General features: G+C 40.1%; 20 protein-coding genes. 13 read left to right on the top strand and 7 right to left on the bottom strand.

The window, feature by feature from the left end; translation table 11 throughout:
* The first annotated feature begins 1 nt into the window (after position 1).
* From QLG01_RS18650 to QLG01_RS18605, 10 genes are all read left to right on the top strand, one after another.
* Positions 2-541, top strand: a complete 540-nt coding sequence (locus tag QLG01_RS18650) for an HAD-IIIA family hydrolase (protein WP_004793423.1) — start codon at positions 2-4, stop codon at positions 539-541.
* A 37-nt stretch (positions 542-578) separates the two neighbouring features.
* Positions 579-1,127 carry an LPS export ABC transporter periplasmic protein LptC gene (lptC, locus tag QLG01_RS18645; RefSeq protein WP_013198419.1) on the top strand — a complete coding sequence of 183 codons (549 nt, stop codon included), beginning with the start codon at positions 579-581 and terminating at the stop codon, positions 1,125-1,127.
* Positions 1,111-1,659 carry a lipopolysaccharide transport periplasmic protein LptA gene (lptA, locus tag QLG01_RS18640; RefSeq protein WP_013198418.1) on the top strand — a complete coding sequence of 183 codons (549 nt, stop codon included), beginning with the start codon at positions 1,111-1,113 and terminating at the stop codon, positions 1,657-1,659. Before lptC ends, lptA begins: the two co-directional genes overlap by 17 nt.
* The gene (gene lptB / locus QLG01_RS18635) at positions 1,659-2,405 is read left to right on the top strand and encodes an LPS export ABC transporter ATP-binding protein (RefSeq protein WP_107881577.1); all 747 of its coding nucleotides are present in this window, start codon (positions 1,659-1,661) and stop codon (positions 2,403-2,405) included. The genes lptA and lptB overlap by 1 nt, the downstream gene beginning before the upstream one ends.
* Before the next feature lie 273 nt (positions 2,406-2,678).
* On the top strand, positions 2,679-4,145 hold the full coding sequence (locus tag QLG01_RS18630) for a TolC family outer membrane protein (protein WP_192833678.1): 1,467 nt from the start codon (positions 2,679-2,681) through the stop codon (positions 4,143-4,145).
* The gene (locus QLG01_RS18625) at positions 4,142-6,280 is read left to right on the top strand and encodes a type I secretion system permease/ATPase (protein WP_013198416.1); all 2,139 of its coding nucleotides are present in this window, start codon (positions 4,142-4,144) and stop codon (positions 6,278-6,280) included. The genes QLG01_RS18630 and QLG01_RS18625 overlap by 4 nt, the downstream gene beginning before the upstream one ends.
* On the top strand, positions 6,277-7,473 hold the full coding sequence (locus tag QLG01_RS18620; protein WP_013198415.1) for an HlyD family efflux transporter periplasmic adaptor subunit: 1,197 nt from the start codon (positions 6,277-6,279) through the stop codon (positions 7,471-7,473). Before QLG01_RS18625 ends, QLG01_RS18620 begins: the two co-directional genes overlap by 4 nt.
* Before the next feature lie 92 nt (positions 7,474-7,565).
* The gene (locus QLG01_RS18615; protein ID WP_282497149.1) at positions 7,566-8,165 is read left to right on the top strand and encodes a YigZ family protein; all 600 of its coding nucleotides are present in this window, start codon (positions 7,566-7,568) and stop codon (positions 8,163-8,165) included.
* Complete coding sequence (locus QLG01_RS18610; protein WP_005303760.1) at positions 8,158-8,769, top strand: chloramphenicol acetyltransferase CAT; 612 nt, start codon at positions 8,158-8,160, stop codon at positions 8,767-8,769. Before QLG01_RS18615 ends, QLG01_RS18610 begins: the two co-directional genes overlap by 8 nt.
* Positions 8,770-8,924: 155 nt before the next feature.
* A complete protein-coding gene (locus tag QLG01_RS18605; protein WP_005303762.1) occupies positions 8,925-9,767 on the top strand; it encodes a universal stress protein in 843 nt (280 codons plus the stop codon).
* 116 nt (positions 9,768-9,883) lie between these two features.
* On the opposite strand, the gene QLG01_RS18600 is transcribed toward QLG01_RS18605, so the two are convergent.
* From QLG01_RS18600 to QLG01_RS18575, 6 genes are all read right to left on the bottom strand, one after another.
* On the bottom strand, positions 9,884-10,552 hold the full coding sequence (locus QLG01_RS18600) for an O-methyltransferase (RefSeq protein WP_199944780.1): 669 nt from the start codon (positions 10,550-10,552) through the stop codon (positions 9,884-9,886).
* A 139-nt stretch (positions 10,553-10,691) separates the two neighbouring features.
* Positions 10,692-11,414 carry a D-Ala-D-Ala carboxypeptidase family metallohydrolase gene (locus QLG01_RS18595; RefSeq protein WP_174746768.1) on the bottom strand — a complete coding sequence of 241 codons (723 nt, stop codon included), beginning with the start codon at positions 11,412-11,414 and terminating at the stop codon, positions 10,692-10,694.
* Between the two features lie 130 nt (positions 11,415-11,544).
* On the bottom strand, positions 11,545-11,868 hold the full coding sequence (gene fdxA / locus QLG01_RS18590) for a ferredoxin FdxA (protein ID WP_003650851.1): 324 nt from the start codon (positions 11,866-11,868) through the stop codon (positions 11,545-11,547).
* A 344-nt stretch (positions 11,869-12,212) separates the two neighbouring features.
* Positions 12,213-12,743 (bottom strand): GNAT family N-acetyltransferase, encoded by a 531-nt coding sequence (locus QLG01_RS18585; protein ID WP_282497148.1) that lies wholly within the window; start codon positions 12,741-12,743, stop codon positions 12,213-12,215.
* 61 nt (positions 12,744-12,804) lie between these two features.
* The gene (gene mutS, locus QLG01_RS18580; protein ID WP_282497147.1) at positions 12,805-15,444 is read right to left on the bottom strand and encodes a DNA mismatch repair protein MutS; all 2,640 of its coding nucleotides are present in this window, start codon (positions 15,442-15,444) and stop codon (positions 12,805-12,807) included.
* A 258-nt stretch (positions 15,445-15,702) separates the two neighbouring features.
* Positions 15,703-16,614, bottom strand: coding sequence for a LysR family transcriptional regulator (locus QLG01_RS18575; RefSeq protein WP_282497146.1), 912 nt, complete (start codon positions 16,612-16,614; stop codon positions 15,703-15,705).
* Positions 16,615-16,717: 103 nt separating this feature from the next.
* Between QLG01_RS18575 and QLG01_RS18570 the strand changes: the two genes are divergently transcribed.
* On the top strand, positions 16,718-17,914 hold the full coding sequence (locus tag QLG01_RS18570) for an MFS transporter (RefSeq protein ID WP_282497145.1): 1,197 nt from the start codon (positions 16,718-16,720) through the stop codon (positions 17,912-17,914).
* Positions 17,915-18,004: 90 nt separating this feature from the next.
* Here QLG01_RS18570 and paaZ read toward each other — a convergent pair whose 3' ends face one another.
* Positions 18,005-20,107: a phenylacetic acid degradation bifunctional protein PaaZ gene (gene paaZ, locus QLG01_RS18565; RefSeq protein ID WP_282497144.1), complete on the bottom strand. Its 2,103-nt coding sequence runs from the start codon at positions 20,105-20,107 to the stop codon at positions 18,005-18,007.
* A gap of 266 nt (positions 20,108-20,373) precedes the next feature.
* Here paaZ and paaA point away from each other — a divergent pair, with 266 nt between their 5' ends.
* The gene (paaA, locus tag QLG01_RS18560) at positions 20,374-21,312 is read left to right on the top strand and encodes a 1,2-phenylacetyl-CoA epoxidase subunit PaaA (RefSeq protein WP_004793398.1); all 939 of its coding nucleotides are present in this window, start codon (positions 20,374-20,376) and stop codon (positions 21,310-21,312) included.
* Positions 21,313-21,344: 32 nt separating this feature from the next.
* A complete protein-coding gene (paaB, locus tag QLG01_RS18555; RefSeq protein WP_000389648.1) occupies positions 21,345-21,635 on the top strand; it encodes a 1,2-phenylacetyl-CoA epoxidase subunit PaaB in 291 nt (96 codons plus the stop codon).
* Positions 21,636-21,640 lie beyond the last annotated feature (5 nt).

The raw sequence follows: 21,640 nt of genomic DNA, 5'->3' as shown, positions 1-21,640 counted from the left end.
AATGGCATCTTATGCATTGTTAGAACAAGCACGTCACTTACAGGCATTAGTTCTGGACGTAGATGGTATTTTGAGTGATGGCTTTGTAACTTTAACCAATAGTGGTGATGAGATTAAATCATTCGATATTCGTGATGGTTTAGGCATGAAACTTGTGCAGCAAGCAGGCATGAAAGTCATCATTATTACAGGCCGAAAAAGTAATATTGTTGAAAAACGTATGTCTGATTTAGGCGTAGACCTCGTTTTTCAAGGTCGTGAAGACAAAGGTTCTGCGTTACGTGAAGCTTGTGCACAGTTTAATATTTTGCCTTCCGATTGCTTGTATATGGGTGATGACTGGCCTGATTTATCAGCTTTTGCAATCGCAGGAATGAGTGTCACTGTGCCAAATGGTCATGAAGAAGTGCGTCGCCGTGCGCATTTGGTTACCCAGTCGATGGGTGGACGTGGTGCTGTACGTGAAGTCTGTGATATGTTGCTGATCGCAAAAGGCATTTACCAAGAACTTCTTGAAAAATATCTTGCAGTACCGCATTAATAATAAGATTACTTAAAAAGGTAGGCTATTCCTGCTCATGGATACCAGAGTTTTATCTATTGTTGCTGTAGTTATTGCTGCTATAAGTGGTGGTTATTACTACTATAGTGGCAAAGCAAAAAAACTAGACATTGGTTCTGCGAAGAATATGACATATTCGGCGCAGGGCGTCCATTTGACTCAAACTGATGATCAAGGCAATTTGTATATTCGTGCTGAAGTTCGTCAGCTTGAACAGGATATGCAACAAAAAACATCAAAGTTGGATCAACTTAATGCCTCTATGTATAAAGATGGCAAGGTTGATGCGACATTCTTTGCGAAACAGGCAAATGGCTATGATGATAATCGTAAAGTTATATTATCGGGTGATGTGGTCGCAACTAAACTTGCTCCACAAGGGAAAATTGAATTCAAAACCGATGAGTTAACTGGTTATCCAAAGACCAGAGAGATTGAAACGGATCATCAAGTGATTGTACAGTCTCCACAAGCCGACTTTGTCAGCAAAGGATTAAAAGCCAATTTGAACAACGGTCAGTACGAATTTTTTAATATTCGAGGAAAGTATGCACCAAAGTCTTAATTTAAAACGTTCTTCAGCTTTCCTAAAACAAGCTGCGGTTATTACATTCGTTGCTTTATCATCAGCTTCGACTTTTGCGTTGCCGTCTGACCGTAATCAACAAATTTCACTCGTGGCAGACCGTGCAACTTATAACGAAAAAACTGGTTTGACGACTTACACAGGTAATGTCGTGATTGAGCAAGGTACGATGAAGCTTCAAGCCGATTCGATTGTTGCTACGTTAAACTCTAAGCGTGAAATCCAAACCATTACTGCTAAAGGCCGTCCATCTAAGTTTCAGCAACAAATAAGTGCTGATAAGGGCGTGGCACGCGGTGAAGGACAAACCATTGTTTATAATGCAGATACGGGCATTATTACATTGAATGGTGGTGCATATTTATATCAAGATGGTTCTAGTATTCGTGGTAACTCATTGAAATATAGTATGAACAAAGGTGATGTTGAAGCTCAAGGTTCATCATCAAATCGTGTGCAGATTATTATTCCACCATCAAGTTCAAAAAGCTTTCCAGGAGCGCGTGACTAATGCAACAAGCTCTTCAACAACCCCAAACTTTGTGTATTAAGCACTTAGGAAAAAACTATAGTAAGCGTTGGGTCGTCAAAGACGTATCTTTTAGTATGCAAAGTGGACAGATTGTTGGTTTGCTTGGCCCTAACGGTGCAGGAAAAACAACAAGCTTCTATATGGTTGTAGGGCTAGTGCGTATGGACAAAGGTGAAATTCACCTTGATGATCTTGATATGTCCGATTTGGCAATGCATGAACGGGCACGTAAGGGCATTGGATATCTTCCGCAAGAGGCTTCTATTTTTAGAAAGCTGACCATTGCTGAAAATATTATGTCCATTTTAGAAACACGTAAGGACTTAAATAAGCAACAACGCCAGCAACGTCTTACTGAATTATTAAATGACTTTAAAATTAGTCATATTAAAGATTCATTAGGAATGAGCGTGTCTGGTGGTGAACGCCGCCGTGCTGAAATTGCACGTGCATTAGCTGCTGATCCTAAATTTATGTTGCTTGATGAACCATTTGCCGGTGTTGACCCAATCTCGGTTGGAGATATTAAAGATATTATCCAGAATTTGAAGGATCGTGGTATTGGTGTGCTCATTACTGACCATAACGTACGTGAAACTTTAGCAATTTGTGAACGTGCATATATTGTGAGTGAAGGGGCTGTAATTGCAGAAGGTACACCACAAGAAATTCTGGATAACGAGCAAGTTCGTAAAGTCTACTTAGGTGACGATTTCACAGTTTAAATAACAAAGTTAATCTATTTGTCTAAAAAGAGGTCAATGCCTCTTTTTAGTTTTTTTATATTTAGTTTTTAAAAACAATGATTTAACTAGTTTAATTAATAGAACTATAATGTGTGAATTATTCCTGCAATTATGCTTCTTTATGCAAAAAAATATGTAGAATGTAAAAGCTTTTAAACGATAACAAACAAGATCAACAAGACAAGCATGATTGGATATAACCAGAGAAGAGTAACAAGGACATGTAAAAAGCCAGCTTTCCTGAAAGGGTTGATGCTTTTAACTTCATTGCATGTACCTATGGTGATATATGCTGCTAAACCAAGTGAGCAATATCACACCTTAAAAGACAACTTATCACAGCTTTTTGCCCCAAAAAGTAGTGATGAATTTAAAGTTGCCAAGATGCAAGAGCTGAGTAATTTTAAGTTAGATCGTTCTAGAGTTCAGGAGTTTCCGACTGTTCAACTCAATGATCGATCGGCTGGATCTTATTCAAGTTTGCCATCAAGCAAAATGACTTTGCAGGAAGCGGTGAAAATCGCAATCCAGCGTAACCCTGATATTTCTCAAGCCATTTCTACTTTAGCTGGCCAAAACGCAGGTATTGATTACGCTAAGGCTGGTTATTATCCACAGCTTTCAGGTGGTATCACTACAGGTGACTTGACTAGTGGTGAGCGTGGTAGGCAGTTATTGACCTTAAATGCGACTCAAATGCTCTATGATTTTGGTAAAGTTAAATCAGGTGTAGATGTTGAGCAAGCCAAGGTTCAGGTTGAACAGGCCAATGTGCTGGTCAGCATTGATGATATTGCACTTGACGTTGCGCAGTCGATCATCAATATTCAGCGCTATCTTCAATTAAATAAAATTGCCGAGCAGCAAATTGCGGGTATTCAGCGAATTCAGGAAATCGCTAATTTACGTGCAAATGCGGGTATTAGTAGTCAGGCTGACCCGATTCAAGCTCAGTCTTATTTACAAGCTGCCCAGTCTGGTTTGATTGCACAGCAATCATTATTGCGTCAGTACCAACAACATTTAAGAACATTATTGGGTGCAGATGTCTCGCGCACGGGTTGGATTATTTCAGATGATTTGGTGAAACAATCTGATTTATATGGCGAACCTGAGTTTAATACCATTCCAAAAATGATCGCGGCTCAAGCCAGTGTTGAAGTCGCTAAAGCACAAAAGGAACAGACTCGTTTAACACGTTATCCAACTTTGTCGGTTAAAGGTTCTTTGAGTCAAGCCATCAATGGCAGAAACCCAAACAATGATAAAGACGACGGTCTATATAGTTCAGTCATGCTTGAAGCAAGCAGTCAGTTTTATCAAGGTGGGGCAGTTTCTTCTCAGGTGAAGATGGCAAGTTATGCCGAAGAAGCAGCAAAGTCTAAAGTCAATTCAGTTTATCTGGACGTTCTCGACCAAATTAGAACCAGCCGTGAACAAATTGAAAATAAACAACGTCAAATGTTGGTTTTAGCAAATCGCCAAGCCACTACAGTTCGTACACGTGAACTTTATCAAGAGCAGTACAAGCTTGGTACACGTTCATTGGTTGACTTACTGAACGCAGAACAAGCCATTCATAGTGCTAACTCAGAACTCGAGACGGCACGTTACGATATCTATAACAGTATTGTTCAGTACATTTCGGCAACAGGACGTTCCCGCCAAGCTTATGACTTAAATAATATTTCAATTCAGGGGTTCGAAGTACAACCATGATGACAAAAATAAATTACCAGCCCTGGTTACAGGCGGTCTTAACGATTGCTAAACATTACCGAATTGAGCCTTCAGAAGAAAGAATCCGTTTACAACTTGATTGGAACCAGAATCAAAACCTTGATGATGTTTTACAGCTCATTACACGTCAGGTTGGACTAAATTTACGTAAAGTACCTTTTTCTTTAGAGGTACTGAATCCGTGGCGCCTGCCTGTTATGGTCGAGTTTAACGACGGACAGGTTGGTGTTGTTGATAAAGCTGATACTCAAGGAAACGTCAGTATCCAGTTGAGTGGAGATCATGGCCTTTCCCAAAATTTAAGCTTGGACGTCTTAAAAACGACAATTAAGAATGTCTATATTCTGCGTCCTGAAACTTCTATTCCCGATGCGCGTATTGACGAATATATCAAACCGTATGAAGCAAGCTGGTTCTGGTCAATTGTACTCAGAGACTGGAAGCGCTACGTTGATATTATGTTTGCTTCACTGATTGCCAATATTTTGGCACTGGCAACCATTATTTTCTCAATGCAAGTCTATGACCGCGTTGTTCCATCACAGTCTATCCCGACTTTATGGGTGCTGGCAGGCGGTGTGCTCATTGCAGCGCTTTTTGAGTTTACCTTACGTATATCACGCGTGTACTTATCCGATATTATTGGTAAACGCGCGGATTTACGGGTTTCAGACCGTGTATTTGGTCATGCCTTGCGCATCAAAAATAAAGACCGCTCAAAGTCTACAGGTAGTTTTATTTCCCAAATTCGTGAGCTTGAAGGTGTGCGTGAACTGGTGACTTCAACCACCATTAGTGCAATTGCCGATTTCCCATTCTTTTTCCTGTTCCTGACAATCTTTGCGATTATTGGCGGAAAATTGTTTTGGGTGATGTTGCTGGTTGTACCACTTATGCTTTTGCCGGGGATTCTGGCACAGAAGAAGCTAGCTCAACTCGCACAAGAGGGTATGAGAGAATCTTCAATTCGTAACGCCATTCTTGTCGAAGCGGTGCAGGGCATTGAAGACATCAAGCTTTTACGTGCTGAATCACGCTTCCAAAACCAGTGGAACCACATGAATGAAGTTTCAGCCGACATTGGTATGAGACAGCGTAAAATCGTTGGCACCTTAATGGCATGGACTCAAATGCTTCAGGGTTTGACCTATGCGATCGTAGTTTTAGTAGGATGTTTTGCGGTGATGGATGGTGAAATGACTACAGGTGCGTTAGTGGCTTGTTCAATTTTATCTTCACGCATGTTAGGTCCGATTGCACAGATTACAGGTGTTCTAGGACGTTTACAGCAAGCGAAAGTTGCAAAACAAAGTTTAGATGAGCTTATGCAACGTCCGATTGATCAGGCTGACCGTTCACATCTGGTACATAAAGCTGCTTTAAATGGCGACTACGAACTAAAAAATGCCTTGTTCCAATATGGAGAAGAAGACCCAAGACCAAGTTTGGCAATCCGTCATTTAAAAATTCGCGCTGGTGAAAAAATTGCAATTCTGGGGCGTAATGGTGCTGGTAAATCGACACTGCTTCAGCTTTTATCGGGCATGCAAGTCCCAACTCAAGGTTCTGTACATTTAGATGGTCTGGATCTGTCTTTAATTGATCCATCCGATGTACGTCGTGATATGGGTTTACTTAACCAGAATGCGTATCTTTTCTACGGCACGATTCGTGAGAACCTTACTTTAGGTGCTCCGCTTGCAACCGATGAAGAAATTCTTCGGGCTTTAGTGGTGACGGGTGCTTTACCTTTTGTCCAAGAGAAAAAAGAAGGATTAGATCACCTGATTTTAGAGGGTGGCGTTGGTTTCTCAGGTGGTCAGAAACAAGCGTTGTTATTGGCTCGTTTATTGATTCGTCAACCTAACATTTTATTGTTAGACGAACCAACAGCAGCCATTGATGATGTGGCAGAGAAACAACTGATTGATCATTTAAAAGGATGGCTGGCGCATCGGACCTTGGTCGTTGCGACTCACCGCCGAGCTGTTTTAGAACTGGTGGACCGTATTATTGTCGTTAACGATGGCAAAATCGTGATGGATGGTCCAAGAGATCAGGTCCTTAATCAATCAACAGCCCAACAAAAACAAGTGCAAGGGGGTAATTCATGAGCGAACCACAACAAGAACAACAACTCACCCGTTCAATGAATGTCTCTTATAGTGAGCCACCTTTACCACGTGCCAGCTTAGTGATCTGGATTGTGGGGATTGGTTTAGTTATTTTCTTTATCTGGGCATGGGTATTTAAACTTGAAGAAGTTTCTACCGGTACGGGTAAAGTGATTCCATCATCTAAAGAACAGGTGATTCAGTCTTTAGAGGGCGGTATTTTAACCAAGCTCAATGTACAAGAAGGCGACATTGTTCAAAAAGGTGAAATTCTTGCGCAACTAGATCCAACCCGTTTTGCATCTAATGTGGGTGAATCAAGATCTTTACTCATTTCAGCTCAGGCGACAGCAGCGCGTTTGCGTGCGGAAGTAAACGGTACGCCATTGGTTTTTCCTGAAATTGTGATGAAAGAACCAAAACTTGTACTAGAAGAAACAGCGCTCTATCGCTCACGTCGTGCTGATCTTGAGCAAACACTTTCAGGTTTAAAACAGGCTTTGCAACTGGTGCAACAAGAACTGGCAATGACGGAGCCTTTGGTTGCTAAAGGTGCGGCAAGTGAGGTTGAAGTTTTACGTTTACGTCGTGAAGCAAATGACCTTAGAAACAAAATGAATGATGCGCAGAATCAGTATTATGTTAAGGCTCGTGAAGAGTTATCGAAAGCAAATACGGATAGTGAAACGCAGCAACAAATTGTGCTGGGTCGTAGTGACAGCTTAGATCGTGCGGTGTTCAAAGCACCGGTTCGTGGTGTCGTAAAAGAAATTGCAGTCACAACCCATGGTGGTGTTATTCCACAGAACGGTAAATTGATGACGATTGTACCGATTGATGAGCAGTTGCTTATTGAAGCGCGTATTTTGCCGCGTGACATTGCATTTATTCGTCCGGGACAAGAAGCATTGGTTAAGATTACTGCCTATGACTACTCAATTTATGGTGGTTTAAAAGGAAAGGTTACGGTTATCTCACCAGATACAATTCGTGATGAAGTGAAACAAGATCAATTCTATTATCGTGTTTATATCCGAACTGATTCTGACAAGCTTTATAATAAAGAAGGTAAGGCTTTTGGTATTACACCGGGTATGGTGGCAACAGTAGATATTCGTACGGGTGAAAAAACAGTACTGGATTACTTACTTAAACCATTTAATAAAGCGAAAGAAGCGTTACGAGAAAGATAATAAAAAAAGCCCCGAGATTCGGGGCTTTTTTATAGGTTTGATTCTATTAAATTCACGTTATAATTTGATCTTTATTATGCTTTATTTAATTTATGGCTTTTACGATCGCATCACAGATTACATTTGAAGAAGAAATTAAAAAAAGCAGATTTCAGGCTATCGCTGCGCCAGTAGAAAATGAACAGCAAGTTAAAGAATTTTTAGAACTCAATAAAGACATCTCTACAACTCACCAATGTTGGGCTTGGAAAATTGGGTATAACGTACGCTTTAATGATGACGGCGAACCGTCAGGAACAGCAGGCCGTCCAATTTTGGCGACCATTGAAGGGAATGACCTGACGAATATTATTGTGATGGTTAACCGCTGGTATGGTGGAATAAAACTTGGAACAGGCGGCCTTGTTAGAGCATATGGAGGCTGTGCTGGGCAATGTTTGCTTTTGGCTGAGCGTATTGAACTCATTGCAAAGAAAACGATTTACTTTTCTTGTCACTTTAATGAGTGGGCGATATTTCAATATGAGCTTACTCAACAACAAATTGAATATCAGGAAACCTACACTGCAACGGGTGTAGATATCGAAGCAAGGCTACAAATACATCAAATTGAACCGCTTGCTTTAAAACTTAGAGACGTAACGCGTGGTCGTGAAGAGTTAAAAATTGAAGAGGAATTAACTGATGACTGATTCCTTATTGAAATATCGTGAGCAACACAAGCACCGCTTAAACTATATGCCATGGTTATATTGGACTTTAAAACCGAAACATCGTGCTTGGGCCGAAGAATGGCAAAAAGAATATCAAGCTTATTTGATGGATATGGAAACCGTTGAGATTGGTGAAAACTGTTTTATTTCACCGCTAGCACATATTTTTGCTGAGCCGGGACGCAAAATTATTATTGGTGATAATTGCTTTATCGCAGCAGATTGTAGTCTGCATGGACCCCTTGAAATTGGTAATGAGGTCGCGATAAATCATCATTGTATTTTAGATGGTGGGCGAGCTGGCATAAAATTGCATGACCAAGTTCGTATTGCAGCATATTGTCATTTATATGCATTTGATCATGGGATGCAGTTAGACCGTCCACTTTACCAACAGCCTGTCACTTCTAAAGGAATTGAAGTTGAGCAGGACGTTTGGTTGGGGGCACATGTAGGTATTAAAGACGGTATTAAAATAGGAAAACATGCCGTAGTCGGGATGAATAGTATGGTGACCAAAGATGTTGAGCCTTACCATATTGTTGGTGGAAATCCCGCAAAATTTATTCGGTTAAGAGAATAATGCAGTCTTAAGAATGTAATAAAATGTTTGATCTTTAAACAAAAAAGTTGATTTTTATACATAAACCTTAACATACCAATTTTTATCTATGTTAAGTTAAAGCTAAGTTTTAAGAATAATCTCCAAGGCAATAGACCTGAAGAAGAGAGGCTAACATGAACCGTGTTATTGCGTGTATTGACTCATCACCGTGTATTAATGCTATTGCCGATGCAGCAGCATGGGTTGCTAAAGCAACCGGACGGGAACTTGTATTATTACAAATTCTAGATTATTACCCAGCCAGTTATCATCTTGGTGAAATTAGTGGGGTAATTGGCTTTGAAAGCAATGCAATGCTGCTAAAAGAGTTAGCTGAGCTGGAACAAAAACAAAGTGAACTCGCTTTAGACTATAGCAATAATTTACTCCGTCACATTTCTGATCTTATTCAAGAAAAACACGGAATTACGAGTTCAAAAATTCAAGAAAAAGGCGATTTTTTAGAGCAAAGTTTTAATCTCTTGCATGAAAATGACATTGTCATTTTAGGTCGAGTTGGGGAGCGGGCTGCCGAGAAACAGAAACCAATCGGTAGTAATGTTGAGAACTTTATCCGTGGTGCTAACTGTACAGTTTTGACTATTGGTGAGAACTTTAAAGTACCAACCCGTTTTATCTTTGCTTATGAATATTCACCAACTTGTCAAAAAATGATGCGCCGTATTGCGCAAAGTGATTTATTGCGAACACTGCAATGTCATTTGGTATATGTAGGTGATCATCCAGAAATATTAAATGAACCTGAGCATTACCTGAAACAAGCGGGCATTGATGTTGTGACCGTATATCGCTATGGTGATGTTGCACAAAATATTTTAGAGTACCAACAAGAACACGGTATTCAAATTATTGTGCTTGGGGCATTTAGTCATAGCAAGATTCATCAATTCTTCTTAGGAAGTATTGCGACAACCATATTCCGAAACGCGACTGTACCGTTACTTGTGGCTAAATGATGAGATTTCCATATAGTTATCCGCAAATCTTGTGGATAACTATATGGAAAAGCAACAGTAAGAAAAGTAATTTATTGATTATAAATAATAAAATAAAAAAGATGATTTTTTAACCATTATTTCACAATTGCAATTGCGAAGCCATCATGGCCTTTTGAGCCGACTGTTTGTAAGGCTGTACAAGACAATATTTGTGGGTGATTTTCGAGCGCTTTAAACATTTCACGGATGCCTTCAATACTCGGTTTTTTATTGTCAGGATTTAAAATATCACCTGCGCGAATCACATTATCCAGCACGATAATCGTACCCGATCTAGAGAATTTCAGACTCAATTCTAAATATTCAGGATAACCCTGTTTATCTGCATCAATAAAAATAAAATCAAAAGGCTCGATGGATTGAGGATCAATTTCAGACAGAATATCAGCGGCGCGGCCAGCTCTAAGATCGACTTTTACTGGAAGGTTAGCATGATCGATATTTTTTTGAGCCATTTCTGCATGAGTAGCACGGCCTTCAATTGTGAGTAAATAACCATCTTCAGGTAAAGCACGACCCAACCAGATGGTACTGTATGCAGCAAAGGTACCAATTTCTAAGACTCGTTTGCATTTATTCATTTGAATAAGCATCTGCAAGAACATACCTTGGTTAGGCGCCACTGCAAGATGATTTGAAAAGCCGTGTTCATCGGTATTCTTTAATGCATATTCGAGTCGCGGGTCTTCAGGAATTAAATGTGAATCGATATATTGGTCAATGTCTGTCCACATCTGCTGCATAATCAAATTTACCTATATGTTGATCGGGCTATTTTAAACGTTTATGCATAGAGTGCAAAAATCTTCGTTTCAAGAAATTTTGGTTGATTGAGAAATGACCAATAAAAAAACTCCTTTCAGTTGAAAGGAGTTTTTTGAATTAGAAATTACACATCGAACTGTTTCGGGTGAGGTCTGGTCCCCAAGTACGATAGCCTTGAGTATCAATATGAATTTGCCCGGAGCTATACAATCCAATACCCATATTTAAGCTTTGGCCATGCTGAGCCCAGAACTGACAAAGTTTAAATTTGGTATTTTCAATAAATGCATAATCTTGAGCTTGTGGGAACTCAGGGCCAATACGGAAATCGATTGCCGAGTTAAATAAATGTTTAGATGAGCTTGCGCCACCAGCACATTCATTTAAAGGTAAGTCACGGTAAACCGAGGTTACTTCAAAGTCGGTCAGAACTTTTGCTGCAACTAAATATTTAAATACGCGTAGGGTCGATAAAGAGTTGCCCCAAAGTTCGCGATTAGGCACGGCATATTCTGAGCGTCCACATTTTTGCCAATCACGTGCTGAGCGTAATAACTCAAAACTTGGCACAATGCCTGCGACGTTGTTTCGGGTTAAGAAATTTTCGTATTCACGAACACGTTGGTAATTTTCACCAGAACTTAACCAGCCTCGATAAGACGCAGGCTCAACTTTAGGGGGGATCGGGCGCTCGATAATAACGCGCTCTTGTGGAATAAAGATTCGTTTACCACTTGGAGAGGTTTTGCCTGTTGTTGTGTGTTGGGGAGAGCTGACACAACCTACCATAACCGCTGGGATTATGCATAAGGGCACCAGACTCTGCAAAAACTTCCGCATAAGAAAAATTAAGCACTTATAAATATTGCGGCTATTTTAATGCAAAACAGTGCACAAATTACGAGGAATTTGCAATGAAATGTTTGAATAGGGTATAAAAAAGATCAGCGGTTGCTGATCTTTTTTGAAATTACTTTTCAAGATATTGTAATTTATCAGGTTTGCCGTTCCATTCTTCACGGTCAGCTGGTTGATCACCAATTTGTGTAATATTAGGCCATTTTTGAGAAAGATCAGCATTTAATTCAATAAATACTTCCTGACCTTCTGGTAACTCATCTTCAGAGAAAATTGCATTTGCCGGGCACTCTGGTTCACATAATGCACAGTCAATACATTCATCCGGATTAATCACTAGGAAATTCGGACCTTCGTAGAAACAGTCAACAGGACAAACTTCTACGCAATCTTGGTATTTACATTTAATACAATTTTCAGTGACAACAAAGGTCATGGCGACAGCTACCTAAAAAATATGGTTTCATTTCGAATAGCTTATTTTAGGCAAAAAAGGGGTAAACAAACAATTGCTTTTATTGATATTCTTTATTCATGCATATGAAGATAAGTTAATATGTTGATAATCAAACAAATCTTTCAGTCTTATGAACTGCTTGTCTATAAAACTAAAATAATAATATATTTTATAAAACAATAACTTAAAAATTATTTTATTTAATTGTTTAGATGTCATTTAAGTCAAGGCATCTATTTTAATAAATACCTTAACTTTTCATTTTTTCTTTTACAAATTCTGATTTTCAGCTTTTGGAGCTGAAAATCTTTAAATATTTAGAGCTAAACCTTACACAGTAAATGAATATCTTCAGGTTCGAGCTGCCAAAGTTGTTGATCTGGAGCACTTAAAGGTTGTGCTCCATGCTTCATATAGAAGTCTACAGTGCGCCGACTTGGGGTTGCTGAAATATACAGTTGCTTTGCTCCGAGTTGCTTGGCGGACTCTTTTGCAGCTTGCATAAGCTTAGTGCCAATGCCTTGACCTTGTTGGTCTGCATCGACATAGAAATAGTGAAGTAATTTCGCTTGCGGGTAGTCCGTTATAAGTTGATTTGAGACCACGCTCACACCAACCAGCTTTTTAGAAGCATCAAATGCGCCGATAAATATTGAACCTTGTTCATAGAGCTGTTTCAGTTTAGGTGGGTCATTTTCTAGATGATATGAGTCCCAATGTTGTACATCAAAAAAACAATCAACTAAGTCTAAATGTTGCTGTTTTTGTATGTAGTTTTGAGTAATTAATTCACGGCGGCTAATCTGCTGCCAAATAAGATCGATTTCTGAATATTGCAAAGATCTTAAGATCATATAAATATTATTCTCCGAGATGAATAAGCAGACCTAAGCCTGCTTATTCAGACGTGATTTATTAAGATTTCAGCGCAGCTTTCAGCTCATAGAGTTGTTCAAGTGCCTGACGAGGCGATAAGTTATCGACTTCAATTTGCTTAAGTAAATCTAGAGCAGGGGATGAAACTTCGATTTCGACAACTTTTTCTATGATTTGTGAACCAGAGTTTGCATCTGGTGGAGCAAACAAATCATTTTGAAAACTAGTTTGTAGATGTTGCTGCTGCTGTTTTTCCAAAATGCGTAAACGCTTCTGTGCTTCTTTAATGACGTTGGCAGGAATGCCTGCTAATTTTGCGACTTGTAAACCATGACTTTGGCTTGCAGGGCCTTGTTGAACTTTATGCAATAAAATCAGATTGCCATTAAGTTCTTGCGCCGTAACATGATAGTTATCAATTCCTGCTTCACTACCCAGTTCGGTTAACTCGAAATAATGAGTGGCGAATAAACATAAACATTTTACGCGCTTGGTTAAATCGACCACACATGCCCATGCTAATGATAAACCATCATAGGTACTGGTTCCGCGGCCCACCTCATCCATTAAAACAAGCGATTGATTGGTGGCATGGTGCAGAATTTGCGAAGTTTCTGTCATCTCAACCATAAAGGTTGATTTGCCCGTAGATAAATCATCGGCTGAACCAATACGAGTGAAAATTCGGTCAATTGGACCAAGCTTGGCTGCTTTAGCAGGAACGTAGCTACCGCAATAAGCAAGTAAACTAATTAATGCTGTTTGACGCATGAAGGTTGATTTACCGCCCATATTTGGACCGGTAATAATTGCCATACGGTGCTGAGCATCAAGGAAAGTATCATTTGGGGTAAATGGTGCTTTATTTAATGCTTCAACCACAGGGTGACGACCCGCCTGAATTTTAATGCCCGTTTCTGGGGTAAATTCAGGACGTGCCCAATTATTTAGACGTGCTTGATGAGCAAAGTTTGCCACCACATCAATTTGAGCAATTGCTGAACTCATCATTTGTAAGTGAGCAATATTTTCACGAAGGTTTTCAAGCAAAGCTTCGAATAATGCTTTTTCACGTGCTAATGCGCGCGACTCACTCGACAGAACTTTATCTTCAAAACTTTTTAGCTCTGGCGTAATGTAGCGCTCAGCATTTTTTAAAGTCTGACGACGAATATAGTCAGTAGGGGCTTGTTCTGCTTGAGCACGAGTCAATTCGATGTAGTAACCGCTTACACGGTTATAGCCGATTTTAAGGGTGTTAATACCTGTGCGCTCGCGTTCTTTGATTTCTAAATCAATCAGGAATTGACCTGCATGATCGCGAATTTGGCGTAATTCATCGAGATCAGCATCATATCCTTCTGCAATTACATTGCCATCACGAAGTAATACTGGCGGATTTTCAACAATAGCTGCCATCAAATGTTGATGAAGCGCTTTAAAATCTCCAAGTTCTTGATCAAGTTGAACTAATAACTTAGATTTTTTCGCTTGAATAACTGGATTTAACGCCGTTCTTAAAGCTGGAATTTGTGCACATGCATGACGAAGTTGCACTAAATCGCGTGGTCGTGCACTGCCCAATGCTACACGGCTAAGCACACGTTCAATATCGCCAATTTCTTTAAGCACTAAACGAACAGGGCTTTCATGGTAGCCTTGAATGAGTTGCTCAATCGCATCTAAACGAGCATCGAGTAAGGCTGTATCACGAACAGGTTGCATGAGTGTGCGGCTTAATAAACGACCACCCATTGCAGTTTGGCAATCATTTACCAGTTGGAATAATGAGGTGCCATGTTCAAATAGTGGCTCGATAATTTCTAGGTTACGGCGCGTGATTGGGTCGAGCGCGATAAAGTCTGTACTTTGCTCAAGCTGAATTGAACGAATATGTGGTAATGCAGTTTTTTGGGTTTCTTTTGCATAGTGAATGAGTGCAGCGGCAGCAGCTTTAGCTAACGGTAATGGGTCTAAACCAAAACCTGAAAGCGTTGATACCGTAAACTGGTCACATAAAGTTTTTTGTGCGTTATTTAGATTGAAGTCTACATTTGGACGTTTGGTAACAGGGCATTCTAAGTGTTTTTTAATTTGCTCAATAATATTTGTGTCGACCAAGTCTTCATCAATCAAGATTTCACTTGGCATTAAACGTGCAAGCTCAATAGGTAATTGTTCTGGCTTGTAATCTTGTTGTTGTACTTTAAAAATGCCTGCACTTAAGTCGAGTAACGCGAAACCAATCTGGTTTTGATGGATGCATAATGAAACGAGATTAGACGATTGATAACTGCTGAGTAATGCATCATCAGTTAAAGTACCAGGTGTAAGAATACGAACAACTTTACGATCAACCGGGCCCTTACCTGTCACTTCTCCCACTTGTTCGCAAATGGCTACAGTTCGCCCAGCTTTGACAAGACGTGCAAGATAACCTTCGGCTGAATGATAGGGAACGCCTGCCATTGGAATCGGGTTGCCGTTTGCTTTACCACGATGGGTTAAGGTAATACCTAAAAGTTTAGCTGCTAAATGGGCATCTTCAAAGAATAGTTCATAAAAGTCGCCCATACGATAAAACAGCAACGCATGTTGATAGTCTTTTTTAACCTTGAGATATTGCTGCATCATTGGAGTGTGAGTGGAGAGATCGGCCATGATTTCAGCGCTATTCATGCGTAATAAACCCTTAAAAAATCAATAATATTTTACGTTTGGTCATCTAACCAATTCTAACAACTTCTGTATGAATTGGACTTAATCTAAGAAAAAAGTATACCTTTTAGTGTACTTTTTTATGTCAAAATTGAGTCAACAGTGTGTGAGAGCTTAACTTAATTTCTCACGGTTGCCATCTTAACAAATTGAGACTGATTGGCAAAAAGGATTCCTAAAATGAGTGAGGAAATAAACAGCAAAAAGAAAGTGACCTTATCAGCTCGAACTATCACTCAATTTCTGCTGCATAAAATCAATAAGTGCTCTTGTTTTAGCGGGTAAGTAACGACGATTTGAATAAAGCGCGAATAATTGCAATGGCGCTACCGCTTGTTCAAACTCAATCTCGATTAAACGTCCATCGCTAATGTAGGGTTGGCAAGCTTGCTTGGATAGAATTGCGAAACCGACACCTGATATCGCAGCTTGTCCAGCCATCTCTCCACTGTTTACCCGATAATGTCCTTTAACCTTGATGGTCTCGAATTCCCCCTTTTTATTGACAAATTGCCAAGGAGCACCTTTAAGTGCACTTACTGTTGTAATACAGGGTAATTCTTCAAATTGCTGGATATCAGTTGGGGTGCCGTAACGCTGAATGAGGGATGGGGCTGCAACAATGGTGCAAGGGATAGTCACCAGATGACGAGCGATGTAGTCACTGTTATCCATCTGACCACGGGTAATAATGATAGCTAAATCCAGATCATCTCGCAGAGATTCTAAACCTGACAAATTGGTAATACAGCTGATTTCAAGGTCTGGGTACTGACAGGCGAAATCGGCAATAATAGAACCCAGCAATGCAGGACCTATTTCATTGGGAATACAGATTCGCAATGGGCCTTTGAGTTGCATTTGCCGCGACGTTAATTCTGTCTCAGTTTGCTCAAGCGCCTCCAGTAATGGTTTCGCTCGGGTGTAGAGTAGCTGCCCCGCCTGAGTGATTTTCATATGTCGGGTGCTACGCTCAATGAGCTGAAGATCCAGTTTTTCTTCTAACTGAGAAATACAGCGACTCACGTTTGATGTCGGCATTTCAAGGATTTTCGATGCTCCAACAAAACTTTCTCTTTCAACCACCGCAATGAACACTTTCAGGGTATTAAAATCCAGAGCAGGACGCATCAATTATCCCATATTTGATAATAATAAGTACCATTTCTACCATATAATAAACATTATTGATAGCAGCTAAACTCGGATATCTTTCATCCATAGGTTGCTTGCTATGCTCCCAGTCATGCAGATATTTAATCATAAAGCTCTCATGCGAATAGCCCTTGTAATTGCTTTTGTCCAGTTCACCAATGCATTGGAATATATGGTGTTCAACCCTGTATTTGTTTTTATGGCAACAGATTTCGCAGTACCAGTATCATTCTCAGGCTATGTGTCCGGCATGTACACACTAGGTGCTGTCATTTCTGGAGTTATTGCCTTTTACTGGATTGATCATTTCAATAAGAAAGATTTTTTAATTGCCAATATGGCGTTGTTGGGTCTACTAACACTTTTGACTACCTGCATATCCAGTTTTAGTCTTCTGCTTGCACTACGATTTTGTGCAGGGTTGGTTGGTGGTACGACAATGGGTGTGGGTATAAGTATATTAATAAACAACGCACCGCCTAACTTACGCGGAAAAATGTTGGCGACGGTGATCGGGTCATTTTCGATAGTAAGTATTGTCGGAATGCCCACGATATTATTTTTGTGCACACATTATGACTGGCATGTGGCTTTGTGGCTCATAAGTGCCTTATGTGTATTGGCACTGCCATTGATTGTATCCATCATACCCCAAGACCCAGTTTCTTTAGATACGTTCCCTAAGCTGCCTCTTGATAGGGACACTTTACTGTTCGCTTCCAGTAATGCACTTGTACAGTTTAGTCCTATGCTGGTTATTCCTATTTTGGCACCCTTAATGATACAACAGTTGGGTGCTTCTCAAGATCTACTGCCTTGGCTCTTCTTTAGCGGGGGCGTGATAGGTTATCTGTCTACAAAAATCACAGGGGTGTTAACCTCCCGTTTTTCTGCTTTAATGATGGCTACAGCTTCAACGATCGTCTTTATACTGAGTTTGCTGATACTAATTTTAGGCTATCAGCATGCGACGTTATTTATTAGTTTATTTCTCGGTGCATCTTACAGTCGTTTGGTGACATCGTCGGTGGTTTCGATTCAGTTTCCTGATGATAGACAACGAGCTGGATTTTCTTCATTACAGACCTCAATCATGTATCTGGTTACAACCATCGCATTCTTTCTGTCTGCTTTTTTATTACCTGTTCATGGCATGGCACCACAAAATGTAAACAAGTTACTGGTGATATGTGCAATTTTCGCAGCAGGGTTCCCAATTCTCGTTATTATTCTGAAAAAGAAACTGGCTAAACGTTTTCATCTGAGACAATTCTAAAGTCGCTATTTTTCGATCCATTAAAAGGACAACGACTAATGTTAGATAAAAAACTGATGGATATTAGCTATCCATCAGTTTGAGTTCTATTTATAAATCACGAGCAACTAAAGTTAAAATGTCGTAGGTTGCGACAAGTTCACCGCGTTGGTTTTTGACTTTAATATCCCATACCACAACGCCATGCGCAGGCTGAGATGGGTCTTTTTGTGGTTTAGGTGTTTTTTGTTTACAGGTGAGTTCAACTTGGATTGAGTCACCAATTTTAACTGGTTCAACAAAGCGTAAGTTGTCCATACCGTAATTGGCAATCACAGGACCTTGTGCTGCATCTACAAATAGACCTGCTGCGGCAGACACAATGAAATATCCATGTGCAACACGCTCACCAAAGAAAGACTCGGCAGCTGCAATTTTGTCGGTATGCGCGTAGAAGTAGTCACCGCTTAAACCAGCAAAGTTAACAATATCTGCTTCACTTACGGTGCGACGCGCCGTTAATAAACGTTCACCAATCACTAACTCATCAAAAGACTTTTTAAATGGATGTACACGGTCTTCGTTAACTTTCGAGCCAGCAGTCCACGAGTGGGTAATTTGGGTCAAGCTATTTGGAGAACCTTGAATTGCAGTACGTTGCATATAGTGTTTAACGGCGCGAATACCACCTAATTCTTCACCGCCACCTGCACGACCAGGACCGCCATGTACTAAATGCGGAAGTGGAGAACCATGTCCTGTACTTTCTTTTGCCGATTCTGCATCGAGTACATGCACACGGCCATGCCAAGGCGCAATTTTTTGAATAATCTGTTCAATGTTCTCATCGTTATTTTTGACGACTGAAGCTACTAAGCTACCTTCACCACGTGAAACAAGGTCAGCTAGTTCTTCAATGTTTTGATATGACATGAGGGTACATACCGGACCGAAAGCTTCTGTGGTATGAACATTCGTCGCTTGCAAAGGCTGTTCGCACACCAATAAAGTTGGAGCGAAAAAAGCACCTTTTTCAGGATGATCTGCATTAAATTTAAAGCTATCGTTGCCACCAAAAACAATCTTTGCGTCTTTGCTGAGCTCGGCAACTTTTTCTGCAACGTCATGTTTTTGTTTAATGCTCGCTAAAGCACCCATGGTGGTTTCTTCTTTTTGAGGGTCACCCACTACAACTTTAGCAAGTTTGGCAGTTAGTTTCTCTTGTACAGTAGCTAACAAACTTGAAGGAACGAATGCACGACGGATTGCTGTACATTTTTGGCCTGCTTTGGTGGTCATTTCACGGAAGACTTCACGCACAAATAAATCGACAGTTTCTTCATTTGCCTCAGGGCTTAAAATTGCGCTGTTTACCGAGTCGGCTTCCATGCTAAATGGAATCGAATATTTATTCAGGTTAGGGTGGTTACGTAGTTTTTGACCTGTATAAGCAGAACCCGTAAACGTAACACAGTCTTGTGGGCCTAAGTGATCGAACAAATCATACGTTTGACCGCAAATCAGTTGTAGCGAACCTTTTGGTAATACGTGTGCTTCTTCAATCGCTTTTACAACAGCTTGAGTTAATTGAGAGCCATCGGTTGCTGGTTTAACAATACATGGCACACCTGCAAGTAGCGTCGGTGCAATTTTTTCAAGCATTCCCCAAATTGGGAAGTTAAAAGCATTAATGTGAACGGCAACACCCGCTTTAGGACTTAAGATGTGTTTAGCGCCAAAAGTTCCATTTTTAGAGAGTTGAATCCAGCTGTCTTCAGTAATAATTTTTTCATCATTAAGTTCACGACGAACCAAACTTGAATAAGCAAATAATGTCTGGATACCACCTTCAATATCAATCCATGCATCTTTACGAGTTGCACCTGTTGCATAAGCAAGTTTGTAGAACTCTTCTTTACGCTCAAGTAAATGTTGGGCAATTTGTTTTAATGCATTCGCACGTTGGTGAAACGTCCAGTTAGCCAGTTCTGAACCATTTTGTTTGGCATATTGAACAACACGTTTCATATCAATGCCATGACTACTTACGGCATAAATCGATTCACCTGTAATGGCATGATAAACAGGACGTAGTTCTTCACTCGTCGAATGCCATGTTCCATAGACATAAGAAGCAAGATGAGACTGTTGATGCTCAGACTGCTGAAAATCTGTGTCAGTTGAGGTTCCTTCTAGGTGTGCTTGTTCAAGCATGACCAAACTCCTTTTTTTATGTGATACGTCAATTATAAAAATTGCAAAAATATGATTCATAATTTCAGATTAATTTGTCTAAAAGTCAACTTTATTTTGATTTGTAAAAGTAAAAAGGTTTTTTACAATTGGCTTAAATTTAATAATTTCAATAATTTGATGTGTTTTACTGTTGGTAATTTAATTTGATACTAAAAAAGTGATTGACTTTGTTTTTAGTGTATCGAAAAATAGATTTAAGGGTGATGCCTACAGGGAATGAAAGAATGGAAAACAACTACCAGAAATTTGAACAAAATATTGCCAATGAAATTACGATCGAGGCTAAGGATCAAATGCCCGATGCCTACCGCAAAACATTGATTCGTCAAATTGGGCAACATGGCCATTCTGAAATTGTAGGTATGTTGCCTGAAGGAAACTGGATTACTCGTGCGCCGACTTTAAAACGTAAAGCGGTTTTGCTCGCGAAAGTACAAGATGAAGCAGGTCATGGTTTGTATTTGTATAGCGCCGCAGAAACTTTAGGTGCTGACCGTGATGACATGATGGAAAAATTAATTGATGGGAAAATGAAATACTCATCAATTTTTAACTATCCAACTTTGACTTGGGCAGATGTCGCTGCAATTGGTTGGCTTGTCGATGGGGCAGCCATTGTGAACCAAGTTGCGCTTTGCCGTACGTCTTACGGACCATATGCACGTGCAATGGTACGTATTTGTAAAGAAGAAAGTTTCCACCAACGCCAAGGTTTTGAAGCCATGATGGCTTTAGCAGGTGGTACACCAGAACAAAAACAGATGGCACAAGATGCGGTAAATCGCTACTGGTGGCCAGCACTCATGATGTTTGGTCCAAGTGATGAGCACTCTCCAAACAGCGCACAAAGCATGGCATGGAAAATCAAACGCTTTAGTAACGATGAATTACGTCAAAAGTTTGTTGATAACACGGTGCCGCAAATTTTACAGCTAGGTTTGGAAGTTCCAGACCCAGATTTAAAACTGAATGAAGAAACAGGCCACTACGAGTTTGGCGAGATCGACTGGCACGAATTTAATGAAGTGATTGCCGGACGTGGACCATGTAATCACGAGCGTATCGAAGCACGCCGTAAAGCATGGGAAAACGGTAAATGGGTTCGTGATGCAGCAGTGGTCTACGCGAAAAAACAGCAGCTTGAAGCGAACAAAGTGGCTTAACAAGATTTATGGAAAAATTTGAGGAAATCAAAATGGAAGATAAAAACAACTGGTCGCTCTACGAAGTATTTGTACGTAGTAAACAAGGTTTAAGCCACCGTCACGTAGGCAGCTTAAGAGCACCTGATGATGAAATCGCATTGCAACATGCTCGTGATGTTTATACACGTCGTAATGAAGGAATTAGCATTTGGGTGGTTCGTTCTGAACTGATTAAGTCATCACAGCCAGATGAAAAAGCAGAATTTTTCGATCCTTCTTTAGACAAAGTTTATCGTCATCCGACTTTTTACCATATCCCAGATGGCATTGAGCACATGTAAGGGAG

The sequence above is a fragment of the Acinetobacter sp. V89_4 genome, from assembly GCF_029967875.1.
In the GTDB taxonomy this organism is placed as follows: domain Bacteria; phylum Pseudomonadota; class Gammaproteobacteria; order Pseudomonadales; family Moraxellaceae; genus Acinetobacter; species Acinetobacter oleivorans.
This window is presented reverse-complemented; position numbering and strand designations above follow the sequence as displayed.

Bases quoted from the DNA above. Each gene is read 5' to 3' on its own strand.
- QLG01_RS18650 (WP_004793423.1), top strand. From the start codon at position 2: ATGGCATCTTATGCATTGTTAGAACAAGCACGTCACTTACAGGCATTA.
- lptC (WP_013198419.1), top strand. From the start codon at position 579: ATGGATACCAGAGTTTTATCTATTGTTGCTGTAGTTATTGCTGCTATA.
- lptA (WP_013198418.1), top strand. From the start codon at position 1,111: ATGCACCAAAGTCTTAATTTAAAACGTTCTTCAGCTTTCCTAAAACAA.
- lptB (WP_107881577.1), top strand. From the start codon at position 1,659: ATGCAACAAGCTCTTCAACAACCCCAAACTTTGTGTATTAAGCACTTA.
- QLG01_RS18630 (WP_192833678.1), top strand. From the start codon at position 2,679: ATGCTTTTAACTTCATTGCATGTACCTATGGTGATATATGCTGCTAAA.
- QLG01_RS18625 (WP_013198416.1), top strand. From the start codon at position 4,142: ATGATGACAAAAATAAATTACCAGCCCTGGTTACAGGCGGTCTTAACG.
- QLG01_RS18620 (WP_013198415.1), top strand. From the start codon at position 6,277: ATGAGCGAACCACAACAAGAACAACAACTCACCCGTTCAATGAATGTC.
- QLG01_RS18615 (WP_282497149.1), top strand. From the start codon at position 7,566: ATGGCTTTTACGATCGCATCACAGATTACATTTGAAGAAGAAATTAAA.
- QLG01_RS18610 (WP_005303760.1), top strand. From the start codon at position 8,158: ATGACTGATTCCTTATTGAAATATCGTGAGCAACACAAGCACCGCTTA.
- QLG01_RS18605 (WP_005303762.1), top strand. From the start codon at position 8,925: ATGAACCGTGTTATTGCGTGTATTGACTCATCACCGTGTATTAATGCT.
- QLG01_RS18600 (WP_199944780.1), bottom strand. From the start codon at position 10,552: ATGCAGCAGATGTGGACAGACATTGACCAATATATCGATTCACATTTA.
- QLG01_RS18595 (WP_174746768.1), bottom strand. From the start codon at position 11,414: ATGCGGAAGTTTTTGCAGAGTCTGGTGCCCTTATGCATAATCCCAGCG.
- fdxA (WP_003650851.1), bottom strand. From the start codon at position 11,868: ATGACCTTTGTTGTCACTGAAAATTGTATTAAATGTAAATACCAAGAT.
- QLG01_RS18585 (WP_282497148.1), bottom strand. From the start codon at position 12,743: ATGATCTTAAGATCTTTGCAATATTCAGAAATCGATCTTATTTGGCAG.
- mutS (WP_282497147.1), bottom strand. From the start codon at position 15,444: ATGAATAGCGCTGAAATCATGGCCGATCTCTCCACTCACACTCCAATG.
- QLG01_RS18575 (WP_282497146.1), bottom strand. From the start codon at position 16,614: ATGCGTCCTGCTCTGGATTTTAATACCCTGAAAGTGTTCATTGCGGTG.
- QLG01_RS18570 (WP_282497145.1), top strand. From the start codon at position 16,718: ATGCTCCCAGTCATGCAGATATTTAATCATAAAGCTCTCATGCGAATA.
- paaZ (WP_282497144.1), bottom strand. From the start codon at position 20,107: ATGCTTGAACAAGCACACCTAGAAGGAACCTCAACTGACACAGATTTT.
- paaA (WP_004793398.1), top strand. From the start codon at position 20,374: ATGGAAAACAACTACCAGAAATTTGAACAAAATATTGCCAATGAAATT.
- paaB (WP_000389648.1), top strand. From the start codon at position 21,345: ATGGAAGATAAAAACAACTGGTCGCTCTACGAAGTATTTGTACGTAGT.